At 73.0% G+C, this 24824-nt stretch carries 18 protein-coding genes and 1 tRNA gene; 6 read left to right on the top strand and 13 right to left on the bottom strand.

What is annotated here, in order from left to right:
• Positions 1-127 precede the first annotated feature (127 nt).
• Positions 128-1327 carry a Fic family protein gene (locus DEI98_RS12445; RefSeq protein ID WP_111100887.1) on the top strand — a complete coding sequence of 400 codons (1200 nt, stop codon included), beginning with the start codon at positions 128-130 and terminating at the stop codon, positions 1325-1327.
• 29 nt (positions 1328-1356) lie between these two features.
• Positions 1357-3528 carry a S9 family peptidase gene (locus tag DEI98_RS12440; protein ID WP_111047942.1) on the top strand — a complete coding sequence of 724 codons (2172 nt, stop codon included), beginning with the start codon at positions 1357-1359 and terminating at the stop codon, positions 3526-3528.
• Positions 3529-3639: 111 nt separating this feature from the next.
• On the opposite strand, the gene DEI98_RS12435 is transcribed toward DEI98_RS12440, so the two are convergent.
• On the bottom strand, positions 3640-5169 hold the full coding sequence (locus tag DEI98_RS12435; RefSeq protein WP_181438029.1) for a CYTH domain-containing protein: 1530 nt from the start codon (positions 5167-5169) through the stop codon (positions 3640-3642).
• Between the two features lie 58 nt (positions 5170-5227).
• Here DEI98_RS12435 and DEI98_RS12430 point away from each other — a divergent pair, with 58 nt between their 5' ends.
• The gene (locus DEI98_RS12430; RefSeq protein ID WP_027464730.1) at positions 5228-5500 is read left to right on the top strand and encodes a mycoredoxin; all 273 of its coding nucleotides are present in this window, start codon (positions 5228-5230) and stop codon (positions 5498-5500) included.
• A gap of 112 nt (positions 5501-5612) precedes the next feature.
• Here the strand turns inward: DEI98_RS12430 and DEI98_RS12425 are convergent, their stop codons facing one another.
• Both DEI98_RS12425 and DEI98_RS12420 read right to left on the bottom strand, forming a co-directional pair.
• Positions 5613-7739 (bottom strand): DEAD/DEAH box helicase, encoded by a 2127-nt coding sequence (locus tag DEI98_RS12425; RefSeq protein WP_181422702.1) that lies wholly within the window; start codon positions 7737-7739, stop codon positions 5613-5615.
• Between the two features lie 567 nt (positions 7740-8306).
• The gene (locus tag DEI98_RS12420; protein ID WP_110864837.1) at positions 8307-9551 is read right to left on the bottom strand and encodes an aminoglycoside phosphotransferase family protein; all 1245 of its coding nucleotides are present in this window, start codon (positions 9549-9551) and stop codon (positions 8307-8309) included.
• An 80-nt stretch (positions 9552-9631) separates the two neighbouring features.
• Between DEI98_RS12420 and DEI98_RS12415 the strand changes: the two genes are divergently transcribed.
• The gene (locus tag DEI98_RS12415) at positions 9632-10726 is read left to right on the top strand and encodes an aromatic acid exporter family protein (RefSeq protein WP_111087568.1); all 1095 of its coding nucleotides are present in this window, start codon (positions 9632-9634) and stop codon (positions 10724-10726) included.
• A 59-nt stretch (positions 10727-10785) separates the two neighbouring features.
• Here the strand turns inward: DEI98_RS12415 and DEI98_RS12410 are convergent, their stop codons facing one another.
• Positions 10786-11124, bottom strand: coding sequence for a hypothetical protein (locus DEI98_RS12410; protein ID WP_027464726.1), 339 nt, complete (start codon positions 11122-11124; stop codon positions 10786-10788).
• A gap of 171 nt (positions 11125-11295) precedes the next feature.
• On the opposite strand from DEI98_RS12410, the gene DEI98_RS12405 reads away from it, so the two are divergent.
• Positions 11296-11973 carry a response regulator transcription factor gene (locus DEI98_RS12405; RefSeq protein ID WP_017885962.1) on the top strand — a complete coding sequence of 226 codons (678 nt, stop codon included), beginning with the start codon at positions 11296-11298 and terminating at the stop codon, positions 11971-11973.
• A complete protein-coding gene (locus DEI98_RS12400) occupies positions 11970-13481 on the top strand; it encodes a cell wall metabolism sensor histidine kinase WalK (RefSeq protein WP_084741168.1) in 1512 nt (503 codons plus the stop codon). Before DEI98_RS12405 ends, DEI98_RS12400 begins: the two co-directional genes overlap by 4 nt.
• A gap of 46 nt (positions 13482-13527) precedes the next feature.
• Here the strand turns inward: DEI98_RS12400 and DEI98_RS12395 are convergent, their stop codons facing one another.
• The 9 genes from DEI98_RS12395 to nadD all read right to left on the bottom strand — a co-directional run bounded on the left by DEI98_RS12395 (position 13528) and on the right by nadD (position 24814).
• Complete coding sequence (locus DEI98_RS12395) at positions 13528-16938, bottom strand: error-prone DNA polymerase (protein WP_111100885.1); 3411 nt, start codon at positions 16936-16938, stop codon at positions 13528-13530.
• 34 nt (positions 16939-16972) lie between these two features.
• A complete protein-coding gene (locus tag DEI98_RS12390; protein WP_111096054.1) occupies positions 16973-18601 on the bottom strand; it encodes a DNA polymerase Y family protein in 1629 nt (542 codons plus the stop codon).
• Positions 18598-19437, bottom strand: a complete 840-nt coding sequence (locus tag DEI98_RS12385; RefSeq protein ID WP_258370844.1) for a hypothetical protein — start codon at positions 19435-19437, stop codon at positions 18598-18600. Before DEI98_RS12385 ends, DEI98_RS12390 begins: the two co-directional genes overlap by 4 nt.
• A gap of 76 nt (positions 19438-19513) precedes the next feature.
• Positions 19514-21031, bottom strand: a complete 1518-nt coding sequence (locus tag DEI98_RS12380) for an anthranilate synthase component I family protein (protein ID WP_111100884.1) — start codon at positions 21029-21031, stop codon at positions 19514-19516.
• A complete protein-coding gene (locus DEI98_RS12375) occupies positions 21010-21933 on the bottom strand; it encodes an aldose 1-epimerase family protein (protein ID WP_111100883.1) in 924 nt (307 codons plus the stop codon). The genes DEI98_RS12380 and DEI98_RS12375 overlap by 22 nt, the downstream gene beginning before the upstream one ends.
• A gap of 79 nt (positions 21934-22012) precedes the next feature.
• Positions 22013-22085 (bottom strand) — tRNA-Ala (locus tag DEI98_RS12370).
• Between the two features lie 108 nt (positions 22086-22193).
• Complete coding sequence (rsfS, locus tag DEI98_RS12365; protein ID WP_027464721.1) at positions 22194-22568, bottom strand: ribosome silencing factor; 375 nt, start codon at positions 22566-22568, stop codon at positions 22194-22196.
• A 132-nt stretch (positions 22569-22700) separates the two neighbouring features.
• A complete protein-coding gene (locus DEI98_RS12360; protein WP_110864844.1) occupies positions 22701-24218 on the bottom strand; it encodes a hypothetical protein in 1518 nt (505 codons plus the stop codon).
• Positions 24215-24814 carry a nicotinate-nucleotide adenylyltransferase gene (nadD, locus tag DEI98_RS12355; RefSeq protein WP_027464719.1) on the bottom strand — a complete coding sequence of 200 codons (600 nt, stop codon included), beginning with the start codon at positions 24812-24814 and terminating at the stop codon, positions 24215-24217. The genes DEI98_RS12360 and nadD overlap by 4 nt, the downstream gene beginning before the upstream one ends.
• Between the last annotated feature and the right edge of the window lie 10 nt (positions 24815-24824).

The raw sequence follows: 24824 nt of genomic DNA, 5'->3' as shown, positions 1-24824 counted from the left end.
TCGCAGGGGCGCGCGGCGGGGCCGGGGGGTCGGGCGGCGGCGCCGGGCGAGCCCGCGGCGGCAGGCGGCGAGCGGGCGAAATACCGATTCCTGGCGTCGAGCGTCCGGGTGGCTCTACCGTCGCGGGATGGCACACCGGAGCGACACCTGGCCCACGCACGAACGCAGCGAGCGACCGTGGCGGAGCACCGTCCGCGGGTGCCGTGACGACCGGCTGGTGACCACCGTGCAGGTGTCGCTGCCCCCGTCCATCGCGAGGGCCCGGTGGACGCCCGACGACGACACCGTCGCGCTGCTCGACCGGAGCGCCACGGCCCTGCGCGCCCTCGACGTCCACCACGGCTCCCGGCTCGCGCCGCTCGGGTCCGTGCTCGGCCGGACCGAAGCCGTGGCGTCGTCGCGGATCGAGGACGAGTCCGCGTCGATCGACGACCTGGCACGGGCCCTCGTCGGCATCCGGGCGAACGCCGGTGCCACCGCGGTCGTCCGGGCCGGCGGCGCCGTCGAGCACCTGGTGTCCGGAGCGGACTCGGGCACCGTCACCGAGGCCTCCCTGCTCGAGGCACACCGCCTGCTGATGCGCGACGACCCGGTGGACGGACGGTACGCCGGCCGGTACCGAGACGTGCAGAACTGGATCGGCGGCGGCGCCACGCCCCGCGATGCCGTGTACGTGCCACCACCGCCCGAGCTCGTGGCACCGCTGATGGCCGACCTGTTCGCGTTCGTGCACCGTGTGGACCTGCACCCGATCGCCCAGGCCGCGATCGCCCACGCCCAGTTCGAGTCGATCCACCCGTTCACCGACGGCAACGGTCGGATCGGGCGCGCGCTGATCGGTGCCGTGCTCCGGCGACGCGGGGTGACGACCACGGTCACGGCACCGGTGGCCACCGCGCTCGCTACGGATCGGCGGCGGTACTTCCGGCACCTCGAGCAGTACCGCGACGGCAAGGTCACCGGGTTCGTGGTCGACCTGGCCCTCGCGATCGGGACGGTCTGTGATGAGGCGACCCTGAGCGCCCTGCTGCTCGCCGAGCACGACGCCGATCGGTCCGCCGGCCCCTGTGCCTCGGGCCCGCACGCGGTCGTCGGCCGTGCGCTCGCCGACGACCCCGTCCTAACCGAAGCGCACCTGGACACCCTGCTCACCACCGACGAGGTCGAGCGCGTCACCCACGACCTGGTGCTGGCGGGAGTGCTCCGTCCGGTCACCGATCGTCTCCGAGACCGGGCGTGGGTCGCACCGGCCGTGGTCGACGAGCTCGAGGCGTTCGAGCAGCGGGTGCAGGCGGCGGTGGGCGGGCGCGAGCGCACGGCGGCCTGACCGGGGGTGCGGGCGAATAGGGTGGGACGGTGAGCAACGAGCACACCGCATCTACCCCGCCCAGCGCCGCCAAGCGGCCCGTGACACGGACCCACCACGGCATCGACTTCGTCGACGACTACGAGTGGCTGCGGGACAAGGAATCCCCCGACACCCTGGCGTACCTCGAAGCCGAGAACGCCCACACCGACGCCGCCACCGCGCACCTCGCGCCGCTGCGCGACCGCATCTTCGCCGAGGTGAAGAGCCGCGTCCAGGAGACCGACCTCTCCGTGCCGGTCCGCATGGGCGACTGGTGGTACTTCACCCGCACCGCCGAGGGCAGCCAGTACGGCGTGCACTGCCGCGTGCCCGTCGCCGGCCCCGACGACTGGACGCCGCCCGCCGTCGTCGAGGGCGAGTCGACACTCCCCGGCGAGCAGGTGGTCCTCGACGGCAACGCGCTGGCCGACGGCCACGAGTTCTTCTCCCTCGGCACCTACGACATCAGCGACGACGGCACCCGCCTGGTCTACGGCATCGACGTCGAGGGCGACGAGCGGTACACCCTGCACGTGCGCGACCTGGCCTCGGGGACCGACCTCGGCGACGCCATCCCGAACACGGGCGCCGGCGCCACGTTCGACCCGGCCGGCCGCTACGTCTTCTACCCCACGGTCGACGAGTCGTGGCGTCCGGACAAGATCTGGCGCCACACGGTCGGCACCGCGGCGTCCGAGGACGTCCTGGTGTTCGAGGAACCCGACGACCGCTACTGGGTCGGCGTCGGTGTCACCCGCTCATCGCAGTACATCGTCATCGAGCTCGGCTCGAAGATCACGTCCGAGGCGCACGTCCTCGACGCCGCGGACCCGACCGGTGAGTTCCAGGTCGTCTGGCCCCGCCGTGAGGGTGTCGAGTACGAGATCGAGCACGCCATCGTCGGCGGCAGCGACCGGTTCCTGGTGCTGCACAACGACGGCGCCGAGAACTTCGAGCTCGTCGACGTCCCCGCCGACGACCCGACGTCCGAGCGTGACCGCCGCGTCGTCGTGGCGCACCACACCGAACGCCGAATCGAGTCGGTCGACGCCTTCGCCGGGCACCTCGCCCTGGAGTACCGGTCCGAGGCGCTCCCCCGCGTCGCGATCATCCCGATCGAGGGCGACGGCTACGGCGACGCGCACGAGGTCCCCTTCGACGAAGCACTGTTCTCGGCGGGGCTCGGCGGCAACCCGGAGTGGGAGCAGCCGACGCTCCGCATCGGGTACACGTCGTTCGTGACCCCTTCCGAGGTCAGCGACCTCGACCTGGCCACCGGCGAGGTCACCGTCCTGAAGCGCCAGCCCGTGCTCGGCGGCTACGACCCGGCCGACTACGTGCAGGAGCGCGACTGGGCGACCGCGTCGGACGGCACCCGTGTGCCGATCTCGCTCGTCTGGCGTCGTGACGCCGTCGAGGACGGCACCCCGGCACCGCTGCACCTCTACGGCTACGGCTCGTACGAGCACTCGATCGACCCCGGCTTCAGCGTCATGCGCCTGTCGATGCTCGACCGCGGTGTCGTCTTCGCCGTCGCGCACGTCCGTGGTGGCGGTGAGCTCGGCCGGCACTGGTACGAGAACGGCAAGACCCTGACGAAGAAGAACACCTTCACCGACTTCGTCGCGGTCGCCGAGCACCTGATCGAGTCCGGCCGCACGAGCGCCGACCGGCTCGTGGCCGAGGGTGGCAGCGCGGGCGGGCTCCTGATGGGTGCGGTCGCCAACCTCGCACCCGAGCGGTTCGCCGGCATCCTGGCCGCCGTGCCGTTCGTCGACGCGCTGACGAGCATCCTCGACCCGGACCTGCCCCTCACCGTCATCGAGTGGGACGAGTGGGGCGACCCGCTGCACGACGCCGAGGTCTACCGCTACATGAGCGAGTACACCCCGTACGAGAACGTCCGTGACGACGTGCAGTACCCGCAGATCCTCGCCGTGACCTCGATCAACGACACCCGCGTGCTGTACGTCGAGCCCGCGAAGTGGACCGCGAAGCTCCGCGAGGTCGGCGCGCCGGTGCTGCTGAAGACCGAGATGTCCGCCGGCCACGGTGGTGTCAGCGGTCGCTACGCGTCGTGGAAGGAGCGGGCGTTCGAACTCGCCTGGCTGCTCGACGTGCTCGGGCTCGCCGACGAGACGCCCGCCGCGGCCACCGCCAACCCGATCGCCGCGGGCTGAGCGACGCCTCGCACTTCGTGAGCAGAAGAGGTCGGGTCCGAACGCGGGACCCGACCTCTTCTGCTCACCAAGCGAACGAAGCGCACCAAGCGCACGCAGCGCGCACCCCGCTCACACGCGGTTGAGCGCGTGCACCGCCTCGTCGTAGGACTCCTCGGCCAGGCGCACCCGGTCCCCCGCGAGCACCCCGTACCCGAACGTGCCCTCACCCCCGCGCTCCGCGATCGCCGCGTTCGCCCGCAGGATGTCGAGGGCGTGCAGGGACCGCACCCGTTCGGTCAGCACGTCGGCCGCGGTGCCGATCCGCTTCCACAGCGCGTGCGGGAACGCGTCGTCACCGAGCACGTCCATCGCCATCCGGGCGCGCATCGTCTCCTGCCACGCGGCCTCGGTGGTGGTCCGGTCGGCAGCCTCGCGCTCGGCAGCGGTGTCCGAGGTGTCGTCGGCGACGGCGGCCCGGACGAGTTCGCGCACGCGCGGCTTCACGTCGGCGCCGACGTCCTGCGCGACCTGCTTCGGTGCGCGGAGCGACCACGCTGTCGGCGCCGGGCGCTCGGCGGCGTCGTCGAGGGCGTCGAGCAGTTCGAGGAACGGCTCGCCGTGCAGGAACGCGACGACGTCCCGCACCGCCTGGTCGCGACGTTCCCGGGTCGAGGCGAGGATGCGCTCACGGGTCATCGCGTCGACCAGGTCGTCCTGCGCCGGCGACGACGCCCGCGGCAGCCGGTCGATCAGGTACTCGGCCAGCGCCGCACGCGCGGTGACGCCCGCCAGGCCGTCCGCCGCCTCGGCGGCGCGGTCGACGGCCTCGCCGTCGGGGAACGCCGGACGGTAGGCGCCCAGGATCGCGGCGATCTCGAGGGTGGTGTCGGCCGCCTGCCGGAGGTCGGCCGTGTCGCCGGAGCGGAGCCGGGCCTCCTGGCCGAGCAGCGCGACGCGCAGCTTGCGCACCCGCTTCGCCAGGATGCGTGCGGTCGTGCCCTTGGCCGGCTTCTCCTCGGTCTGGAGGCGCGGTGCCGGTGCTCCTGCCAGCCCGCGTGCCAGCTTGGACGCGACGGCGGCGGGGCCGGCACCGACGGCCGCGAAGCGCCCGTCGAGGGCCGCGAACAGCTCGTGGGCGATCTGCGGGTCGACTCCGTCGACGGTCTCGACCTCGACCTCGCGCCAGGTGCGGGGGGTCTCCGGAGCATCGTCGTCGAGGCGCCGGGCGGTGACCTGGTCGTCGGCGAGCTCGGCGATCTGGTCGCCGTCCTCGTCGAGCAGTCGGGTGACGGTGCGGGTGGTCGTGATCCGGACGACGGGACGCAGCCCGCGGCCACGACGCTCCGTGAAGAGCGCGGCGAGGACCTCGTCGGGCACCGTGTCGGCGTCGTCGGTCAGGGGGAACTGCTGCTCGTGGCGGACCGTGTCCGACTCCGAGCGCTTGATGTGCCAGCCGGCGTCGGGGCCGCCCGTGCGACGGCGGACGGTCACCCGCGCGGCCACCAGGTCGTACCGCTCGGTGTCCCAGTAGGTCGCGTCCAGTTCGAACGGCTCCTGGTGCTCGGTGCGGAGGATGCCGCCCGCGCCGACGAGGTCGGGGAGGGCACCGCCCTCGGGCAGGTCGTAGGTGCGCTCGATCTCGAGGTGCGTGTGGCTCACACGCTCTTGTCTACCAGGCACTGCGGGGTTTCCCCGCACCCGGGGTTAGCCTGCAGGGATGAGCGACACGATCACCCGCGAGCAGTTCACGCCCGAAGCCGGCGGCGTCACGATGTTCACCACCACGTGGTGCGGCTACTGCGCCCGGCTGAAGAACCAGATGTCGAAGGCCGGGGTGCCCTTCACCGAGGTCGACATCGAGCAGACCCCGGGCACCGCCGAGCTCGTCGCCGAGGTCAACGGCGGCAACCAGACCGTGCCGACGCTGGTGTTCCCCGACGGCACGACGGCGACGAACCCGTCCCTGGCCGAGGTGCAGTCCCGCATCTGAGCAGGTTCCCCTCGCAAAACACCGGTGTTCACGCTCCGAACACGCGCATGACGCGGTTCAGAGTGCGAACACCGGTGTTTTGCTGTCCGGGACAGCGCCGGACGCGCCGGCGCTAGCCGCCGAGCGCCTCGGTCAGCAGCGCAGCCATCGCGTCGAGCTGGATGTCACCGGAGTCGACGACCTCTTCGTCCGAACCGTCGAGCGCGCGGGCGGCCAGGGACGCCTTCGAGTCGATGAGCTCGGCGATCTTGGTGTCGATCGTCTGCGCGGCGATGATGCGCCACGCGGTGACGGGCTCTTCCTGCCCGATGCGGTGCACGCGGTCGATCGCCTGGGTCTGCTCGGCGCTCGTCCACGACAGCTCGGCGAGCACGACGTTCGACGACACCTGCAGGTTCAGGCCGACCCCGGCCGCGGTCAGCGAGCAGACGATGACGGCGACGTCGGGGTCGTTCACGAACGAGTCGATCTCGGCCGTGCGCTGCGTCGGGGTCTGGTCGCCGCGGATCGTGGCGGTGCGCAGGCCGCGACGGGCGAACACCTCTTCCGCCTGGTCCATCACGTCGAGGTGCTTCGCGAAGAACACGACCTTGCCGACGTTCGAGGCGAGCTGCGCCGCGTAGTCGGCCGCGAGCTGGGCCTTGGCCCGGCCGATGCGGCGGACCATCGAGAACACGTTCTCGCCGGTCGACGAGGCGTCCTGGTCCTCGAGCTCCCAGCGGGCGACCTGGCGGACCAGCTTGTGGTCGATGCCGACGACCGGGTCCTGCCCGGTGCGGGCGTCGAGCGCCTGGTGGTAGCGGCGGACGAGCTTCGCGGTGAGCTCGCGCTCGGCGTCGCGGATGGAGCGACCCTCGTCACCGTCGAGCTCGACGGGGATGTCGGCGATCCGGCGTGCCGGGATGTCCGCGGCGACGTCGACCTTGCGGCGTCGGACGATGCCCTGGTCGATGACGGCACGGCGGGCCTCGACGAAGAACCCGGGGTCGGCCGGCGTCAGGCCGATCTCCTCGAGCTCGTTCATGAGCTTCGCGCGCGGCTTCTTGTCGTCGATCCAGCCGAGGTACTCCCAGATGGTGCGGAAGTCCTCGACCGAGTTGATCAGCGGGGTACCGGTCAGCGCCATGAGCAGCGGTGCGGCGGTGCGCTGCCGGATGCGCTCGGCGATCTGCAGCACGAACCGGGCGCGCTGCGAGTCCCTGTTCTTGATGAAGTGCGCCTCGTCGACGACCATCCCCTTGAACCCGAAGTTGCCGAGCCACCCGGCGTGCCGGTCGAGGATCTCGTAGTTCACGATGACGATGTCGGCGAACCCGTCGAGGTCGTTGCCGTCCCCGTGGATCACCGTGGCGCGGTGGTTCGGCACCCAGCGCTCGGCTTCACGCGCCCAGTTCGTCTTGACGACGTTCGGCACGACGACGAGCAGAGGGAACGCGTTCGCGGCGTCGGCGGCGAGCAGCGACTGTGCGGTCTTGCCGAGGCCGGGCTCGTCGGCGAGCAGGAACGTGCGGTGCCCCTGCGCCGCGGCGGCGACGAGTTCCGCCTGGTGCTTCATGAGCGTGGTGCCCGAGCGCGAGTGCAGCGTCGTGGGCTCCGGCAGCGGCATCGTCGCCGCTCCCCCGCCCGCGCCGTACTCGAACGACTTGAACAGCGGCCCGAACAGTTCCCAGTTCGCCAGGCGACGCGGGTGCGCGACGGGCTGGTCGGCGAGGGCGAAGTCCGGTGGCATGAAGGGGTTCGCCAGCTGGCGCTGCACGACCGCCTGCGGCACGACGGCCCGCACCGGGGTCTCGACGACCGCGGCGGGCTCGGACGCGATGACGAGGTCCTCCGGCTGCAGTTCCATGCCGCCGGCGATCATCATGTCGCGCTTGACCGCACGCGTCGCCTCGGACACCTGGACCTCTTCGGCGAGGAGCTGGATGACGCTGGTGTCGCGCGCCGCCGTCTTCGCGAGGATCGTGGCCACGCCGTCGAGCCGCTTGAGCTGCTCGGCGCGCTGCGCGTCGGTGAGCTCCGTGTCGGCCTTCACCCGCGCGCGCTCTTCGCGCATGAGCAGGGCGACCGCCTGGAACTTCGTCCGGTTCGATGCCTTGAGCGGTCCGCGCTGCGCCGCAGCCTCGACCTCGCGCACAGCGCGGGCGAGGACGGGGATGACGCCGTCGTTGTCCAGCGGCCTGGTGCGACGTGACGCGGTCCGCGTCCCGCCGGCAGCACGCCGGGTGCCTGATCGAGCCAACGCTCCTCCTGTTCCGCCCACACGTCGGGGCGATCCGCCCGTGGGGCGGGAAGTCCTGCACCGGTGCCTGGCGCGGCTCCGGTTCAGCTGCGGGCCACCGTGGCCCACCGCATCGCCGGTCCCCGCATCGGGACGTCCGGTGGACTCCCGCGAGCCGTTCCACACGAGCACCTGCCGGGAGCAGGTTCGGACGGTCCGCGCCGGGATCCGGCGTCGTCACACGCACGTGATGCCCCCTCGGGGCGGTCACGGCCCGGTCCCCGCGTCGATCAAGTGATCGACGGCTGCGTCCGGAATCGACGCGGCACGCGGGAACGCGGTGCGTGCGCGCTCAGTTTACTCCCGGACCACCGACGGAGGCGACCGGCGCGTTGCCCGCGCGCGTCGCGACGGCGGACGGGAGGCCCGTGGCGGGCCCGACCCGGGCCTCCAGTCCGTCCTCCGGTCGTGTTCACCCCACCGAAGCGACACGTCTCCGGTTCCCTGCCCCGGTGACCCCGCGAAAGCGACAGGACGCCGCGGATGTTCCGCGCAGAACTGTCGCTTTCGCGACAGCGGCGTCGCGTCTCAGACCTGCGGTGCGGACCGCGGGCGGGTCGAACCACCGGTCGGGAGGCTCGGGGCCGCGTCCGCCAGGGCGGCCTGCGTCGCGGCGAGGAGCTGCTGGGCGGTCTGGATCCCGTTGGCGGAACCGGTGGTCGCCTGGCCGCCGGCGTGGGCGAGCAGCTGGGCGCCGATGGCGGGTCCGATGCGGTCGGCCTCGCGCGGGTTGCGCGCGACCCAGTCGCGGGCGATCGCGTCGGCGAGGCGCTCGGCGGCGGCGCCGCGCTCGGCGTCGCCTCGGGACCGGTGCCAGAGCCCGGTGACCACGAGGTGGGCGACGACGGCACCGACGTCACGGACCGGGAAGCCCCAGCCCGCGGTGTCGATGTCGAGCAGGCCGGAGATGCGCCACGGCTCGTCCTCGTCGACGAAGACCTGCTCCAGGTGCAGGTCGCCGTGCACGACCTGCTTGGTCGAGCTCGACCAGCCGATGGAGCGGCGGCCGATGGCGTCGTACAGGCGGTCGATCTCCTCGGCGTCGTGCGGCAGGGCGGCGATGAGCGTGCGACGGTGCCAGTCGGCGTGGTCCATCGCGTCGGCGCGCGCCTGCTGGGTCATCGGGACGGTGGCGACCCGGCCGCTCAGCGCGGCGAGCGACGCCACGAAGCGGGGGTCGTCGGCGATGTCGAGGATGCGGCTGCCGGCGGGCACCCCGCGGATGCGCTCGAGCACGAGCAGGCCGTCGCCACGGCTGGACAGCACACGCGGCACGGGCAGACCGGCCGCGACGAACTGCTCGTGCGACTGCACGATCGGCGCGACCCGGTGCGGGCGGACGATCTTCAGGAACAGGGTGCGCTCGGGGGCGTCCACGCGGACGACCGCGCGCTTGCCGGGCCGGTACGCCGCCACGGTGAGCACCGGGTCGGTGACGGGCATGCCGAGCGTGGTCAGCAGCTCGGCGACGGCGTCGCGGTAGGTGACCTGCGGCAGCACCGGCAGGCCGGGGTCGTTCGGGTACGCCCACACCGACACCGGGTCACCTGTCGCCGGGTCGGTGACGATCGCGCTGTTCTGGTCGTGGGTGCCGCCGGTGTCGACGTAGGTCAGGACCGTGGCGCGCTGGCCGTTGCGGTCCACCGTGTCGACCTCGTAGCCGTACAGGTAGCCGTTGCCCGAGGGCTCGACGGAGTGCGCCCGCGCGGCCACCACGGAGGTCCCGGAGCCGGCGAAGGCCTGCGGGATGACGCGCTCATGGTTGGGCCACACGACATCAGTCAACCGTGTCGCGCGGGTTTCGTCGCGTTCGTGCACGGCTCGGCGCGCGGCCGGTGGCTACCGTGGTCGGTGTGAACCCGGTCGCGCGTCTCCGCAGCTCCAGTCGCACGCCGTTCCTGCAGGTCGTGAAGACCGCCGTCGCGGTGGTCGCCGCCGTGCTCCTCTGCCGCCTGGTCATCCAGGGGCCGTTCCCCACCTTCGCGGCGATCGCTGCACTGCTCGTGGTGCAGCCGAGCATCAACCAGTCGTTCGTGAAGGGGCTCGAGCGGAGCGCGGGCGTGGTGATCGGCGTCGTGCTGGCCACCGGGTTCCACCTGCTGCTCGGCGACGGCGTGTTCGTCGTGCTGCTCGTCATCGTGCTCGCGATCCTCATCGCCTGGGCACTCCGGCTCACCCCGACCTCGGCCACCCAGGTGGGGATCAGCGGGATGCTCGTGCTCACCGCCGGGGTCGTGACGCCGAACTACTCCGCCGACCGGATCCTCGAGACCGTGATCGGTGCGATCGTCGCCCTGGTCGTGAACGCGCTCATCGTGCCGCCCGTGCTGCTCGAACCGGCGCACCTCGCCGTCGCCCGGCTCGCCCGTGACACCGCGGTGGCGTTCGAGCGGATCGCGATCGGCCTGACCGAGGGGTGGGACCGCGAGCGCTGGGACGAGGCGCTCGTCGCGGCCCGCGCACTGCGGCAGCAGCACGCCAAGGCCGAGGCGTCCCTGGGGTCGGCGCGCGAGTCCCTGACGATGAACCCGCGCAGTGGACGGCACCGGACGATCCTCGACCGCGACGTGGTGACCACCGACCACCTGCGCGTCCTGGTGACCCGGGTCACCGGGATGACCCGGGCGATCCGCGACAACACCGCACCGGACCTGCGCGACGACCCGGTGGTGCACGGCATCGCAACCGAGGTGGCACGGATCGGTGCGGACGTCCGGGCCCTCAGTGCGCGGGTCGAGTCGACACGGCTCGACCCGGTGGACGGGGTCGGCGGAGCGGACACTGCTGCCTCCGGGCCGGACGTCGGGCCGTGGGCGGAGGCTTCCGAGCCGGCACTCACCGCGCCGCTCGAGGTGGTCCGGCCGAACTCCCGGCACTGGGTGCTCATCGGGGCACTGCTCGAGGACATCCGACGGGTGCGTGGCGAGCTGCTCGGGGAGGACGACTAGCGCCGGCACACCGGCACGTTGCGCTTGCGCGCTGCTGGGCGTCGGCGCGCTGCTGGGCGTCAGCGCGCTGCGCAGGCCGCTTCCGACGCCGTCCGCACGACGTCCGACCAGATCACCGCGGTCGGGACGACGTCGGTCGCGGTCGCACCCGGGATGCCGGCGTCGGCGTACCGGCTGATCTCCGCGACGACGGCCTCGGTGCCGACCTCGCGTGCAGCACGGCTCGCCACGTCCGGTACCGCCGTCCGCAGCTCCGCGACCACGCGGTCGCGCGGTGCGTCCTCCAGCTGCGCGAGCGCGCCGATGCCCTTCCACGCGGCGTCCAGTTCGGCGCGCAGGCGCACGATGGCCGGGTGGTCGATCGAGTCGTTCATGATCCCCCAGTGCGGGCGGCGCATCGGGTCGCGCTGTCCGCTGCCGGAGCCTAGCAACGAAGCAAGCGGCGCTCACGTCCCTAGAACGTGGGACAGACCGTTCTGCTTTGACCTGTGACGAGATTCAGCGAGTCGGACCCGGAGAACGGCCCTCCGCGCCGGTTCGATGCCACGATGGGTCCGAGGAGGTCCACTATGCGGCTGTTGGTGGTCGAGGACGACGACGAGATGCGTGCCCTGATGGAACGCGGACTCGCGGCCGAGGGGTACCGGGTCACGGCCGTCGAGAACGGTGTCGAGGCGCTCATCGCCCTCGGCGAGCAGGCGTTCGACCTTGCGGTCGTGGACGTGATGATGCCCGGCATGTCCGGCTTCGAGCTCGCCCGGCGGATCCGTGAGCGCGAGGACCCCGTGCGGATCCTGCTCGTGACCGCGCGCGATGCCGTCGACGACCGCGTGTTCGGGCTCGACGCCGGCGCGGACGACTACCTCACCAAGCCCTTCGCCTTCGCCGAGCTCACCGCTCGGCTGCGTGCGCTCGGCCGTCGTGAGTCCGCCGGGGCACCCCGCACGATCGAGGTCGGGGACGTCTCCATCGACTCCGAGGCCCGCCGCATCTCGATCAAGGGCCAGCGCGTCGCCGTGAGCCCCACCGAGTTCGCCCTGCTCCGACTGCTCGCCCGGTCCGCCGGCAGTGTCGTCGACCGCCCGAAGATCCTCGAAGAGGTCTGGGACGGTTCGCAGCACGTCGACCCGAACGTGGTCGAGCAGTACATCTCGTACCTCCGCAAGAAGCTCACCGCGCACGAGGCCACCGTCGCCATCGCCACGGTCCGCGGTCGCGGGTACCGCCTGGATCTGCTCGGGGCGTGAGCGGGGCCGACGACGCCCCACGATCGGACCGCCGACGCGGCGGTCCGATCCGGCCGCTGCGTCTGCTGTCGCTGCGTGCCCGGATCACGATCGGGTCGACGGCGATCGCCGCGATCGTCATCCTGCTGCTCGTCCTGGTGATGCGCTTCCAGGTGGTGAGCGTCGTCGCGAGTGCGACCCGCACCCTGCTCGACGCCGATGCCGACCCGTACGTCGCCACGCTCGAGGTCGACAGCGACCCCGACCTCTCGCCGCCGGGCAACGCGCAGCTCGTCGCCGTCGTGTCCCCGTCCGGCGAGATCGTGCTGTCGACGATGCCCGACCGTGTCGAGCAGGCGCTCGGCAGTCTGCGGTCCACCCCCGCCGGCACCTCGATCATCACGGCATCCGGCTCGGAGTACCGCGTCGTGGTGGAGCACCCCGTCAACGAGGCCGGCCGCTGGACCGTCGTCGCCGCCCGCAACTCGCAGGCCGAGGCCATCGTCGTCGACGACCTCACGACGACGCTGTCGCTGACCGGTCTGGCCATCCTGCTCGCCTTCGGCGTGGCGTCCTGGGTGCTCGCGACCACCGCGCTGCGCCCGGTGAACCGGATGCGCCGCGAGGCCGAACGGCTCTCGGTCGCCCCGGAGCGTGCCGAACTGCCGGTGGGCCCCGCCCAGGACGAGCTGGCGTCCCTGGCGACCACGCTCAACGCCTTCCTCGCCCGGACCCGGCAGGCGACCGAGCGCGAACGCCAGATGGTGTCGGACGCCAGCCACGAGCTCCGGACGCCCCTGGCGATCCTGACGACCCAGCTCGACCTCGCCTCGCTCGACGGCAACGACGCCGCCGCCCTCGCCGCCCACATCGAACGCGCGAAGCACAGCGTCGCGCGGTTGTCGCGGCTGGCGAACGACCTGCTCGCCCTGTCGCGGATCGAGGAGTCCGAGCGCCGTGAACAGGACGGCGACCGGCGCCCCGAGACCGCGTGGTCGGACCTCGGCGACGAGGTGATGGCCGCGGTCGACCGCGTCCGACTCATCGCGTCGGCGAAGGACGTCACCGTCGACTTCGACCTCGAACCGCCCGTCGCCGTCGGTGGTTCCGGCCCGGGCATCGGCGGCGGCACCGTCGAACCACGGTACCGGATCGACACCGGCGGGATGGCCCAGCTCGTCACGAACATCGCGGGCAACGCCGTGGCCGCACTCCCCCGCGGCGGCGGCATCTTCGTGTCCTGGCGGAGCACCGGCGGCGAGGGCGTGCTGCAGATCACCGACGACGGCCCCGGCGTGCCCGAGTCCTTCATCCCGGTGGCGTTCGACCGCTTCACCCGTCCGGACGAGGCCCGGACGTCCCGCCCCAACCCGGACCCGTCGACCGGTGCCGGCGCCCTGCCCGGCGGCTCGGGGCTGGGACTCGCGATCGTGCGTGCGGTGGCGGAACGGGCAGGAGGCACGGCGTCGCTCCGCAACGTGCCCGCCGGTGGGCTCGAGGTCACGATCAGCCTGCCCGAGGTGCGCTGAGCACGACCGCTCACTCGGGCGCGCCCGCTCACCCGAGCACGACCGCTCACTGGAAGTCCCGCGAGCGGGTGCGGACGGACAGCGACAGGTGCTCGATGCGGTCCGCCACCAGGTTGACCACCCCGTCGGGCGAGCGCTCGAGGATGCCCCGGACGATCACCGCCGGGGACTCCCGCGCCACCCGGCGGAAGCGCCCCCAGACCCCGACGCTGCAGATGACGTTGACCAGCCCGGTCTCGTCCTCGACGTTCAGGAACGTGATGCCGGAGGCCGTCGCCGGACGTTGCCGGTGCGTCACGATCCCGCCGACCTCGACCCGTCGTCCGGTCTCGGCGGTCGCGGTGTCCTGCACGCTGAGCACCCGGCGGGCTGTGAGCCGGTCGCGCACGTGCCGGACGGGGTGGTCGTCGGTCGTCATGCCCGTCGACCACATGTCGGCGATGAGCACGTCCCCGCTCGTCATCTGCCCGAACAGCGGCGGCTGCACGAACACCTGCGTGTCCGGCAACTGGTCCGGACGCTCGGCGGCCGCCTGGGCAGCCGACCACATCGCACCGCGGCGGTCGATGTCGAACGGGGTGAAGGCGTCGGCGGCGGCGAGGGCCTCGAGCTGCGGCGTGGTGAGCCCGACCCGGCGGGCCAGGTCCGACATGTCGAGGAAGGGCCCGTTGGCGTCCCGCTCCGCGACGATCTTCTCGGCGCTCTTCCGGCTGAGCGACGCGACCTCGGCGAGCCCGAGCCGCACGGCGAAGGCACCGTCGCGTCGGTGGCTCGCGGTGTCGTCGGGGAGCGCCTTGTCGAAGGGCAGCACCGGTGGCTGCTCGGCGGCCAGGCACGCGTCGGCACCGGCAGGGGCTTCCCCGTCCGGTAGCGGTTCGAGCGTGGCGTCGACCCCGGACCGCAGGATGTCCGGTCGCAGCACGCGGACGCCGTGCCGCCGGGCGTCGGCGACCAGGGTCTGCGGTGAGTAGAACCCCATCGGCTGCGCCCGGAGCAGTGCCGCCAGGAACGCCCCCGGGTAGTGCAGCCGCATCCACGCGCTCGCGTAGACGATGAGGGCGAAGCTGATCGAGTGGCTCTCCGCGAAGCCGAAGTTCGCGAACGCCTGGATCTTCGCGTAGATCGCGTCGGCGTCGGCCCCGTGGATGCCGTTGTCCGCCATCCCCGCGTACAGCTTGTCGCGCAGTCGGTCGATCTTCTCGTGCCCGCGCTTCGACCCCATCGCCCGTCGCAGCAGGTCGGCGTCGTCACCGGAGCAGTTGCCGACCGCGATCGCCATCTGCATGAGCTGCTCCTGGAACAGCGGGACCCCGAGGGTGCGTTCGAGCACGGGTTCGAGCGCCGGGTGCATGTAGGTGATCGGTTCCTCGCCCGTGCGCCGGCGGATGTACGGGTGCACCGCGCCGCCCTGGATGGGCCCGGGTCGGACGAGCGCGACCTCGATCACCAGGTCGTAGAACCGCCGCGGGAGCAGTCGGGGCAGGGTGCCCATCTGCGCGCGGGACTCCACCTGGAACACCCCGATCGTGTCCGCGCGGCAGAGCTGGTCGTAGACCCCCTGTTCCTCCTTCGGGATGGAGTGCATCTCCCAGCGCTCCCCGCAGTGCTCTGCCGCCAGGTCGAACGAGTACTGCAGGGCCGCGAGCATGCCGAGCCCGAGCATGTCGAACTTCACGAGCCCCATGTAGGCGCAGTCGTCCTTGTCCCACTGCAGCACGGTGCGGCCGTCCATCCGGGCGTGCTCGATCGGCACGACCTCGCCCACCGGGCGGTCGGTCAGCACCATGCCGCCGGAGTGGATGCCGAGGTGCCGCGGGAACCCGAGGACGTCGCTCGCGAGCCCGACGACCGCCGGCGGGATGTCGTGGTCCTGGCTCTCGGTCACCGACCCCCACCGCTCGACCTGCTTCGACCAGGCGTCCTGCTGCCCGGGGCTGTGACCGAGCGCCTTCGCCATGTCGCGCACCGCGCCCTTGGGCCGGTAGGTGATGACGTTCGCGACCTGGGCGGCGTTGTGCCGGCCGTACTTGGCGTACACGTACTGGATCACCTCTTCGCGGCGGTCCGAGTCGAAGTCGACGTCGATGTCGGGTTCCTCGTCGCGCATCGCCGACAGGAACCGCTCGAACGGCAGCCCGTACCGGATCGAGTCCACCGCGGTGATCTCGAGCAGGTAGCAGACCGCCGAGTTCGCCGCCGAGCCCCGCCCCTGGCAGAGGATGCCCCGACCGCGGGCGTACTGCACCATGTCGCGCACGATCAGGAAGTACCCCGGGAAGTTCTTCTCCTCGATCACGGACAGCTCACGCTCGATGCGCTCCCGCTTGCGGGGGTCGACGCCGTCGGCGCTGCCGGGGTAGAACCTCCGGGCACCCGTCCACGTGAGCTCGCGGAGCCACGACATCGCGGTGTGCCCGTCCGGGACGTCGAGGTCGGGCAGCCCGGGCTGCACGGTCTTCAGCCGGAACCCGAGCTCGTCGGCGAGCTCCACGGTCCGCTCGATCGCGCCGGGGTAGCGCCCGAACCGTCTGGCCATCTCGGCGCCGGAGCGCAGGTGGGCGGTGTCGGCGGCCGGCAGCCAGCCGTCGATCTCGTCGAGGCTGCGGCGGGCACGGACCGCCGCGAGTGCGGTCGCCACCGGGAACCGGTCGGGGGTGGCGTAGTGCACGTTGCCGGTGGCGACCAGGGGCAGCGCGTGCTTCGCGGCGATGGTGGCCAGGGCGTCGTTGCGGGCGCTGTCGAGCGGGTCGCCGTGGTCGAGCAGCTCCACGACGACGTTGCGGCTGCCGAACCGGTCGAGCAGCACCCGGAGTGCGGTCTCGGCGGCGGACTCGCCACCCTGCTCGAGGGCCTGCCGCACGGAGCCCTTCCGGCACCCGGTGAGGACACGCCAGTGCCCGTCCGCCCGCGCGGCGAGGTCGTCGAGGTCGTACTGCGGGCTGCCCTTCTCGGACCCGGCGGCCAGGTGTGCGCTCGTCACCGCGCCGGCGAGCCGGTGGTAGCCGTCCTGGCCGTCGGCGAGCAGGAGCAGGTGCGAACCCTCGGGGTCGGGCACACCGTTCTGCGGTTCGGTCAGCCCCAGGGACAGCTCGGTGCCGAACACGGTGCCGACCTGCGGGTACGACTCGGCGACCTCGGCCATCCGGGCGGCCCCGTAGAAGCCGTCGTGGTCGGTGAGCGCGAGGGCGTGCAGTCGGAGCCGAGCGGCTTCTTCGAACAGGTGCTCGGGTTGGCTGGCGCCGTCGAGGAAGCTGAAGGCCGAGTGCGCGTGCAGTTCGGCGTACGGCACCACGGGCCCGCCGTCGGTGTCGAGCGGCGACGGGACGTACGGCTCGCGCTTCCGCGACCACGCCGGGCTGTCGCCGCCGTCGCCGTCGTGCGCCGTGCCCGGGCTCCGCTTGTCGGACAGCGCGCGCTCGAACTGCGACCACGGGATGGGTGGGTTGCTGTAGCCCATCAGGTCACGCTCCTGTCGGTGGTGGTGGTCGGGGTCACGTCGCGATCGCCTCGGCCCACCAGCGGTGGTCCGCCAGCACCAGGTACCAGGCGCGCCCCTCGGCGTCGACGAGCTGCAGCCGGTGCAGGCGTCGGCCGCCGGACTCCCACCACCGGACGACGAGCGGCCACGGCCCCGCCCAGGCCGTCACGGCGGAGAACCCGCCGCCCCGGTCGCCCTCGGCGCGGAACCGGTCGGGTGCGCCGGACAGCACGCCACGCTCGTCGACGTCGACGCTCGCACCACCGACGGCGACGACGTCGACCGGTCGGGGGCGCTCGAGCACGGTGGCGGGGGGCGGGCCGGGCAGCTTGCCGGGCCACGGGCGGTCGCGGACGGTCGCCAGGGCACGCTCACCACCGGCGGGCGCGTCGCCCCACGGCACGAGCACCACGCGCTCGGACAGGGTGCGGCCACCACCGATGCGCGGACTCACCACACCGTCGTGGCCGACCATGCCCTGGATCCGGGCGAGGCCGTGGTGCACGCGCTCGTCCGGGCCGGATCCCCACAGCCCGCGCTCGTGGTTCGCCATGTCGTCGACGGCGACCGGCTCGAGCACGACCGAGGTGACCGGCGCCTCGAGCCCGCTGGGGTCCACCCCGCCGGCGAGCTGCCACCGCACCCGGTCGACCACGTCGGCGGCGTCGAACCAGCGCGGGTGCGCCCAGGTCCGTTCGAGCAGGATGTCGCGCTCGTCGACGATCCCCACGCGGATGGTCGTCGCCACGAGCCCCGCGGCCCGGAGTCGCTCGGCGAAGTCGTCGGCGGAACGCCGGAACGCGAACGCGATCTGGTCGGCGCGGTCCAGCGGGGGTTCGAACGACGCCTCGACCCGGAGTTCCGGCGGGATCTCCCGCGCCGCGATCTCGCGGGGGTCGCGGCCCCCGGCCAACCGGTGCAGGAACGCCCCGGCCACGCCGAAGCGGTCCCGCACCTGTTCGTCGCCGAGTGCCGCGAAGTCGCCGAGCGTGGTGATGCCGAGCCGGTCGAGCACCGTTGTGAGGTCGGGGTCGCCGAGCACGCCGAGCGGCAGGTGCGCGAGGAAGTCCGCCGACCCGCCGACGGGCACGAGGCGCACCCGTTCGCCGGGACGCACCGGACGGGCGCGGGCGGCCTGGTCCGCCGCGAACGGGGTGTCGGCCACCCCGGCCCGCACCGCGGGGGCGCCGTGGTCGGCGGCGATGCCGGCGAGGGTCGCCGCCGCCGCGCGCTCACCGCCGTAGTACCGGGCCGGCCCGCGGGCACGGAGCGCGAGGGTGCCCGGCCGCAGCACCTCGACCCCCGGGACAGCCGCCTCGACCGCACGGATGACGGGCTCGAAGGTGCGGTGGTCGAGGGCGTCGTCGTAGGGCTGCACGAGGAGCTCGGGGCACCGCGCCTGCGCCTCACGCACGCGGAGCCCCCGCACGACACCCTGCTCACGCGCGGACGCGGAGCTCGCGAACACGAGCCCCTTCGCGGTCAGGGCGAGGGGCTGCTCCGGCGGGGTGCCACCGGCCCGAGCCGCCGCGATGACCGGCCAGTCCGGGCACCAGAGCACGATCGTCCGGGTCGGGGGTGGTTCGGGCAGTGCCGCTCCCCGCGTGATCGCGTCGGTCCGGACGCGCCCGGAGGCGATCACGACGCCACCGCCACGGGCCGCAGCACGCGGGTGTCCCCGGAGCCCACCATCGGCACCGGTGTGGCGGCCCGGACCGCACCGTCGGCCGCGGGCAGGAGCAGCTCGGCGGTCGCCGGACGCACCGCGCCGGCACGCCCGGTCGCGGTCACGGTGGCCCGGCGCTCCGTCAGGTGGCCGTGGCCCTGACCGATGCCGCTCCACGTCGAGGACGTGACCCGCAGCGTGACGTCCGCCCCGGGCCAGGAGCCGAGCGCGACGAGTGCGCCACCGCGCTGTCGCAGGCGGGCCGACAGCCGTGCCACGTCGCCCGGCACGACCCGGCTGAGCGGTCGGGTGAGGACGATCTGGGCGACGTCGGCCATCGCCGCCGTCACGGCGAGCCACTGGTCACCCGGATCGGGGACGAGCACGAGCCGTTCGAGGTCGATCCCCGCGGCGGCGGCGGCTTCGATCCCGAAGGACGGCACCCCGACGACCGCACACCACGCCCCGGCCGCCGAGGCCGCCTGCAGCATCGTGATCGCGAGCAGCACCGACTCGGGGACGGCGTAGGTGCCACCGACCCGGATCGCGCCACCGGGCAGCAGGGGTTCGAGCGCCGGGGCGGTGGGGAGCCCGGCGGTGTCGACCCGGGTGGACTCCATGTCGGCCACCCGGGACCGCAGGGACGTGATGCGGTCGAGCGCGGCCCGGGCATCGCTCAGGTGGTCCGGCCCACGGCGCGCACCGCCACCGCCCGCACCGCTGCCGCCGCGTGCAGCACCGCTCCGCCCGCCCCGGTCCGGGGTGGGCGACCGGAGTGCCGCCGCCGTCTGCATGCCCTCATATTCGAACATGTGTTCGATGATGTCAATCGCGTCCGACATCCGTGGACAGTCCTGGTCGAACACGTGTTCGGATCAGGGCATCAGCTCACCAGCTGGCAACCGCCCCGACCCCGCCGAGCACCGACCGCGTCTTGGTCTCGACCTCGTCCGCCTCGTCCGCGGGCACCGACGACCAGGTCACCGCTCCCCCGGCTCCGAGGGTCCGAGAACGCACCTCTCCCGACTCGTCGAGCACGGTCACGAGGCTACGGATCGCCACCGACAGGTCGACCGCCCCGCTCGCCGAGAAGTACCCGATCACCCCGGAGTACACCCCGCGCGGCGCCCCCTCGAGCCGGTCCGCGATCGCCGTGGCACTGCTCTTCGGCGCCCCGGTCATCGACCCCGGCGGGAACGCCGCGTGCACCACGTCGGCCCGCGACGTCCCCCGCGGCAGCACCGCCCCGATCGTCGAGACCAGCTGGTGCACGCTGGCGTACGTCTCGACGGCGCACAGCCGCTCGACGTGCACCGACCCGGGCACCGCGGTCCGCAGCAGGTCGTTCCGCAGCAGGTCGACGATCATCACGTTCTCGGCGCGGTCCTTCGGGCTCGCCGCCAGGTCGTCCCGCGCAGCCGCGTCCGCCACCGCGTCGGCGAGCCGCCGCCGCGTGCCCTTGATCGGCTCCGCGAGCACCGCTCCGGCCGCGTCGATCCGCAGGAACCGCTCCGGTGACCGGCTCGCCACGCGCAGCGGGCCGAGCCGCAGGAACGCGCCGAACGGGACGGGATCGGCCGCCCGCATCCGCAGGTACTCGCCCAGGTGCGGGTCCGTACCGGGGCCGCCACGGGCCTCCAGTCCGACCGCGAAGGCGGTGGTGAGGCAGACCTGGAACGCGTTCCCCTCGCGGATCTCCGCGCGGCACGCGTCGACCGACCGCTCGTAGGCGGCGCGCGTGACGCGTCCGGTCGCCGTGGACACCCCGGCCGGGAGGCCCGTGGCCGCGTCCACGACGCCGGCCGACGTCGTGGGGGTGGGCACCTCCTCGAGCCACACGCGGTTCCGCGCACTGGCCGCCGGTTCCGCGTCGGCGACGAGCGCGAGCGCCCAGGCGCCACCGGCGTGGTCGACGACGACGGCTCGGTCGACGAACCGCAGGTCGGCGTCGGCGTACCCGTCGGCGGTGCGGTCCGGGCCGCCGGACTCGCGGCCGAGCTCGTAGCCGAGGAACCCGACCCAGCCCAGCGCGAACCCGCACCCGACGACCGGCTCGGGCAGGCGGGGCGTGCGTCGGAGCAGATCCGCCAGCGCCGCGAAGGCCGGACGCTCCTCGGATCGGGCGGGCCCGAACCACCCCTCGGCGGGCGCGGCGACCGTCAGGTGCGCGCGACGGTCCTGGTGCCGGAACCGGGCGGCGAACGGCCCGTCCGTCCACGCCAGCACGGACCACCGTGCCCGGGGTCGAGCCGTGGCGGGAGCACCGTCGGGCAGGCCGGAGTCGAGCCACACCAGGTCCCCGGGGACCTGCGCCGCCAGGGCCGCGAGGTCGGGGACCGGGTCGAGTCGGCGGACCTCGACGCGGACGCCGGGGTCGGGGGTGCTCAGATCGCGGCGATCGTCCATGCGGCGGCGTGCGAGGCACCGGGCGCGAGCACCACGAGGCCGCGGTCCTCGCCGTCGTTGAAGGCGTCGGGGGCGCACGTCATCGGCTCGACGGCGAGACCGGCGCGGTGGTACTCGGGGACGACGTGGTCGGCGGTGTGCACCTGCGCCCAGCCGCACTCCGGCCCGAAGGTCGCACGGACCCCGTGACCGTCCGCCGCCGTGACCGCGATGGTGGCGAGGCCGGCGGCGTCGCGGTCGAAGCCGGTGAAGGCGTGGTCGATGAACCGGTCGCCGATCAGCGTGGGCGTGCGCAGGTCGAACTCGTCGTGCCCGGGGACCAGGTCGGTCGGGATGAGCCGGTCCGGCGTCACCTCGAGCACCTGGGCGGCGGGGAGCGTCAAGGTCCAGTCGTCGACGGTGCCGGTACCCGCGACGAGGTACGGGTGCGGGCCGGTCCCCCACGGTGCGTCCTCGGACCCGGTGTTCGTCCCGGTGATCGTGGTGTGCAGCCCCTCGGCGTCGAGCCGGTACTCCACGGTGACCTCGACGCGGTACGGGTAGCCCTGCTGCGCCTGGACGGTCGTGGCGAGCACCACGCGGTCGTCCGCCTGCTCCTGCACGCCGAAGTCCGTCCACGCGACGAGTCCGTGCAGGGCGTGGTGCCGTGCGGGCTCGGTGAGGGCGAGCTCGTGGTCGACGCCGCCGAAGGAGTACTCGCCGTCGACGATCCGGTTCGGCCACGGGGCCAGGACGGCACCGCGGAAGACCGGGCGGACCTCGTCGGCGTCGAACGGGACGACCAGGTCTCGGCCCTCGTGCCGCAGGGTCCGCAGTGTCGCTCCGACCGTGGCGATGTCGGCCGTGTACCCGGCGGAGGCGATCGTCAGCGGGGACCCGGACAGCGGCGCGTCGTTGCTCATGGGCTCAGCGTATCGGGCCACCGAGTCCCGCCGGGCGTACGAAAAACCCCGCCGTTCCGAGGAACGACGGGGTTGAGGGTGGATCTGAGGGGACTCGAACCCCTGACCCCCTGCATGCCATGCAGGTGCGCTACCAGCTGCGCCACAGACCCAGATCGTGCTGTTTCCGTACCGACCGGTTCCCCGGAGGCACCATAGAAGCGTACACCATGCGAACGCCGGGCAACGAAATCGAAGCCGTCACCCGGGCGCGTCGCTGATCAGGCGGTGTGGTCCACCGGGAGCTCGAGCGGGATCGTCGGGCAGTCAGCCCAGAGACGCTCGAGCGAGTAGTACTGGCGGTCTTCGTCGTGGAAGACGTGCACGATGATCTCGCCGAAGTCGATGAGGACCCAGCGGCCCTCGGTACGGCCTTCGCGGCGGAGCGTCTTGGCACCGAGCTCGAGGAGGCGTTCCTCGACGGCATCGGCGATGGACTGCACGTTGCGCTCGTTCCGACCGGTTGCGAGCAGGAACACGTCCGTGAGCTGCAACGGCCCGGTCACGTCGAGAGCGACGAGGTCCTCGGCCTGCTTGGCGTCGGCCGCGAGTGCTGCGGCCTGCACGAGTTCCAGTGCGCGAGTGGAGGCGGTCACGGATTCCTTCCGGTCGTCGAACCGACGGACAGCCGGTTCGCTTGATGGGTCACGATCATAAGCCACCCCGCCGACAGCGGCCAGGTCAGGGTCGGCGGGGTGGTGGAGAACGGACGTCGAGGACGGCAGCGGTCAGCCGCCGAACGCGTGGGTGGTGAGCAGTGCGGTGATGATGACGCCGGCCGCGGCCAACCCGACCGCGCCGACCGTCACACCGAGGATCAGCGGCGTACGCGACTCCTTCGGCTTGGCGGCGGCGAGCACGACCTGACGGGTCGAGGTGTGGCTGGACACCGCGCGGCTGGCCCGCACCGGGCTGGCGTCGGTCTCGGGCTGCTCGTCCTGCTGCTCGAGCAGGCGGTCGACCTCGGCGCCGTCGATCGGCCGGTGCGACCCCGTCGACGACAGCGACGCCGGCAGGTCGATCGACCCGGTCAGGATCACCTCGCCCGTCGCGTTGAGCGCACCGGTGGGGTCGGCCAGGGCCGAGTTCGGCAGGATGATCGCGTTCGTGTTCGTCACCGCGACGCGGCGGGTGCCCGTCTCGGCGTCGTGCACCTCGGAGTCGTTCGAGTCGTGCGCCTGCTGCGACCAGTGGCCGGCGGGCGGCGCGAAGGCCGTGGTCACCGGCTTCGGCTCGGTCGGGCGCTGGAACGCCGCGGGGACCTTCGGGGCCTCGGTCGCGGGCTCGGGCAGCGGCACCTCGTTGGTGTCGTCGTCCTCGGCGTCGAGCGAGAGCGGGAACACCGCGGGGGTCGCTGCGGCGGCGTTCGTCGGGATCGGGACCGGCGTGACGGCGGGCTGCGACCCGGCAGCGGGAGCGGGAGCGTCGTCGGCAGACCGGGCCGGAGCGTCCTCGGACGACTCGTCCGCCGGTGCGACGTCGGTCGTCTCGTCCGCAGGAGCGTCGGACTCGGGGACGTCGCCCGCCGGGGCGTCGGTCTCCGGCGCTCCAGACTCCGGGACGTCGGTCGCGGACGCGTCGGACTCGGTGACGTCGGCGGGCGGCGACCACGTCGACCGGTGGCGGCGGGGCTCCTCGGCGTGCGCAGCGGCCTCCTCGAGGGGCTCGAGCGCGTCCGGGGACCCGTCGGCCTCGGTGGCCTGGGCGACCGCGGCCTGGTCGAGGACCGTCGGGGCAGCGGGCTGCTCGTCGTGCGCGGCCTCGGCGTCCGGAGCGCTCTGCGGCGCGGCGGAGGGGTCGATCGTGTCCACCGACCCGAGGACGTCCTCGACGGTGCGGTCGGACGACTGGGGCGTGGGGTTCTGCAGCGGGACCGGCAGGACCGCCTGGCGCTCGGCGGCACGGAGCTGCCGGATCTGCCGACGGGTGAGCCCACCGCTGCCGGGGACGATCTCGGTCGCGGAGGCCGGCGGGAACGGCGGCACACCGGCCGCGGGTGCCGACACCGGGACGGACGCGGCGGATCCGGGGTCGGTCTGCGCCGATGCCGGCGCGGACGACTGGGCGGGGCCACCGGGGGCCGGGGCGACGTGCGACCCCGGACGGCGACGGGACTCGGGGGTCTCGGCGGCGGGTGCGGCGACGGTCGGGGGCGGCGTCGCGGGCTGCGAACCGGCCGCGGCGGCACGCTCCCGCTCGCGCGCCTGGCGCCGCGACAGGGGCGGCTGCGCGTCGGACGAACTCATGCAACGCTCCGATACAGATGGTGCTTGGAGATGTACTGGACGACACCGTCGGGAACCAAGTACCAGACGGGGAACCCCCGTCGAACCCGGTCACGGCAATCCGTCGAGGATATGGCCAGTGCAGGGACTTCGAGCAAGCTTACGTCCCGCTCGGGCAATCCGGTGAGGCTCAAGGCGTGTCCCGGACGCGTCACGGCCACGAAGTGCGCGAGGTCCCAGAGACCATCATGGTCTTTCCAGTCGACGATCTGCTGAACGGCGTCTGCGCCCGAGATGAAGACGAGCTGGGCATCCGGCCGTTGTTCGTGCAGGTCCCGCAGGGTGTCGACGGTGTACGTCGGCCCCGGGCGGTCGATGTCCACGCGGCTGACGGTGAACATCGGGTTCGACGCGGTGGCGATCACGGTCATCAGGTACCGGTGCTCGGCGTCGGTGACGTCGGACTTCATGTACGGCTGTCCGGTGGGGACGAAGACGACCTCGTCGAGGTCGAACGCCCGCGCCACCTCGGACGCCGCGACCAGGTGCCCGTGGTGGATGGGGTCGAACGTGCCACCCATCACGCCGATGCGTGGCCGTCCGGTGGTCTCGAGCATCGAGTGGTCG

This window comes from Curtobacterium sp. MCLR17_034, assembly GCF_003234485.1.
Taxonomy (GTDB): Bacteria; Actinomycetota; Actinomycetes; order Actinomycetales; family Microbacteriaceae; genus Curtobacterium; species Curtobacterium flaccumfaciens.
The sequence above is the reverse complement of the archived record's forward strand: the minus strand, read 5'-3'. Positions and strand labels throughout refer to the sequence as shown.

What these genes read in the sequence shown, in the direction of transcription:
- DEI98_RS12445 (WP_111100887.1), top strand. Translation starts at nt 128, where the DNA reads ATGGCACACCGGAGCGACACCTGGCCCACGCACGAACGCAGCGAGCGA.
- DEI98_RS12430 (WP_027464730.1), top strand. Translation starts at nt 5,228, where the DNA reads ATGAGCGACACGATCACCCGCGAGCAGTTCACGCCCGAAGCCGGCGGC.
- DEI98_RS12410 (WP_027464726.1), bottom strand. Translation starts at nt 11,124, where the DNA reads ATGCGCCGCCCGCACTGGGGGATCATGAACGACTCGATCGACCACCCG.
- DEI98_RS12405 (WP_017885962.1), top strand. Translation starts at nt 11,296, where the DNA reads ATGCGGCTGTTGGTGGTCGAGGACGACGACGAGATGCGTGCCCTGATG.
- DEI98_RS12395 (WP_111100885.1), bottom strand. Translation starts at nt 16,938, where the DNA reads ATGGGCTACAGCAACCCACCCATCCCGTGGTCGCAGTTCGAGCGCGCG.
- DEI98_RS12385 (WP_258370844.1), bottom strand. Translation starts at nt 19,437, where the DNA reads ATGTTCGAATATGAGGGCATGCAGACGGCGGCGGCACTCCGGTCGCCC.
- DEI98_RS12380 (WP_111100884.1), bottom strand. Translation starts at nt 21,031, where the DNA reads ATGGACGATCGCCGCGATCTGAGCACCCCCGACCCCGGCGTCCGCGTC.
- DEI98_RS12375 (WP_111100883.1), bottom strand. Translation starts at nt 21,933, where the DNA reads ATGAGCAACGACGCGCCGCTGTCCGGGTCCCCGCTGACGATCGCCTCC.
- DEI98_RS12360 (WP_110864844.1), bottom strand. Translation starts at nt 24,218, where the DNA reads ATGAGTTCGTCCGACGCGCAGCCGCCCCTGTCGCGGCGCCAGGCGCGC.
- nadD (WP_027464719.1), bottom strand. Translation starts at nt 24,814, where the DNA reads ATGCTCGAGACCACCGGACGGCCACGCATCGGCGTGATGGGTGGCACG.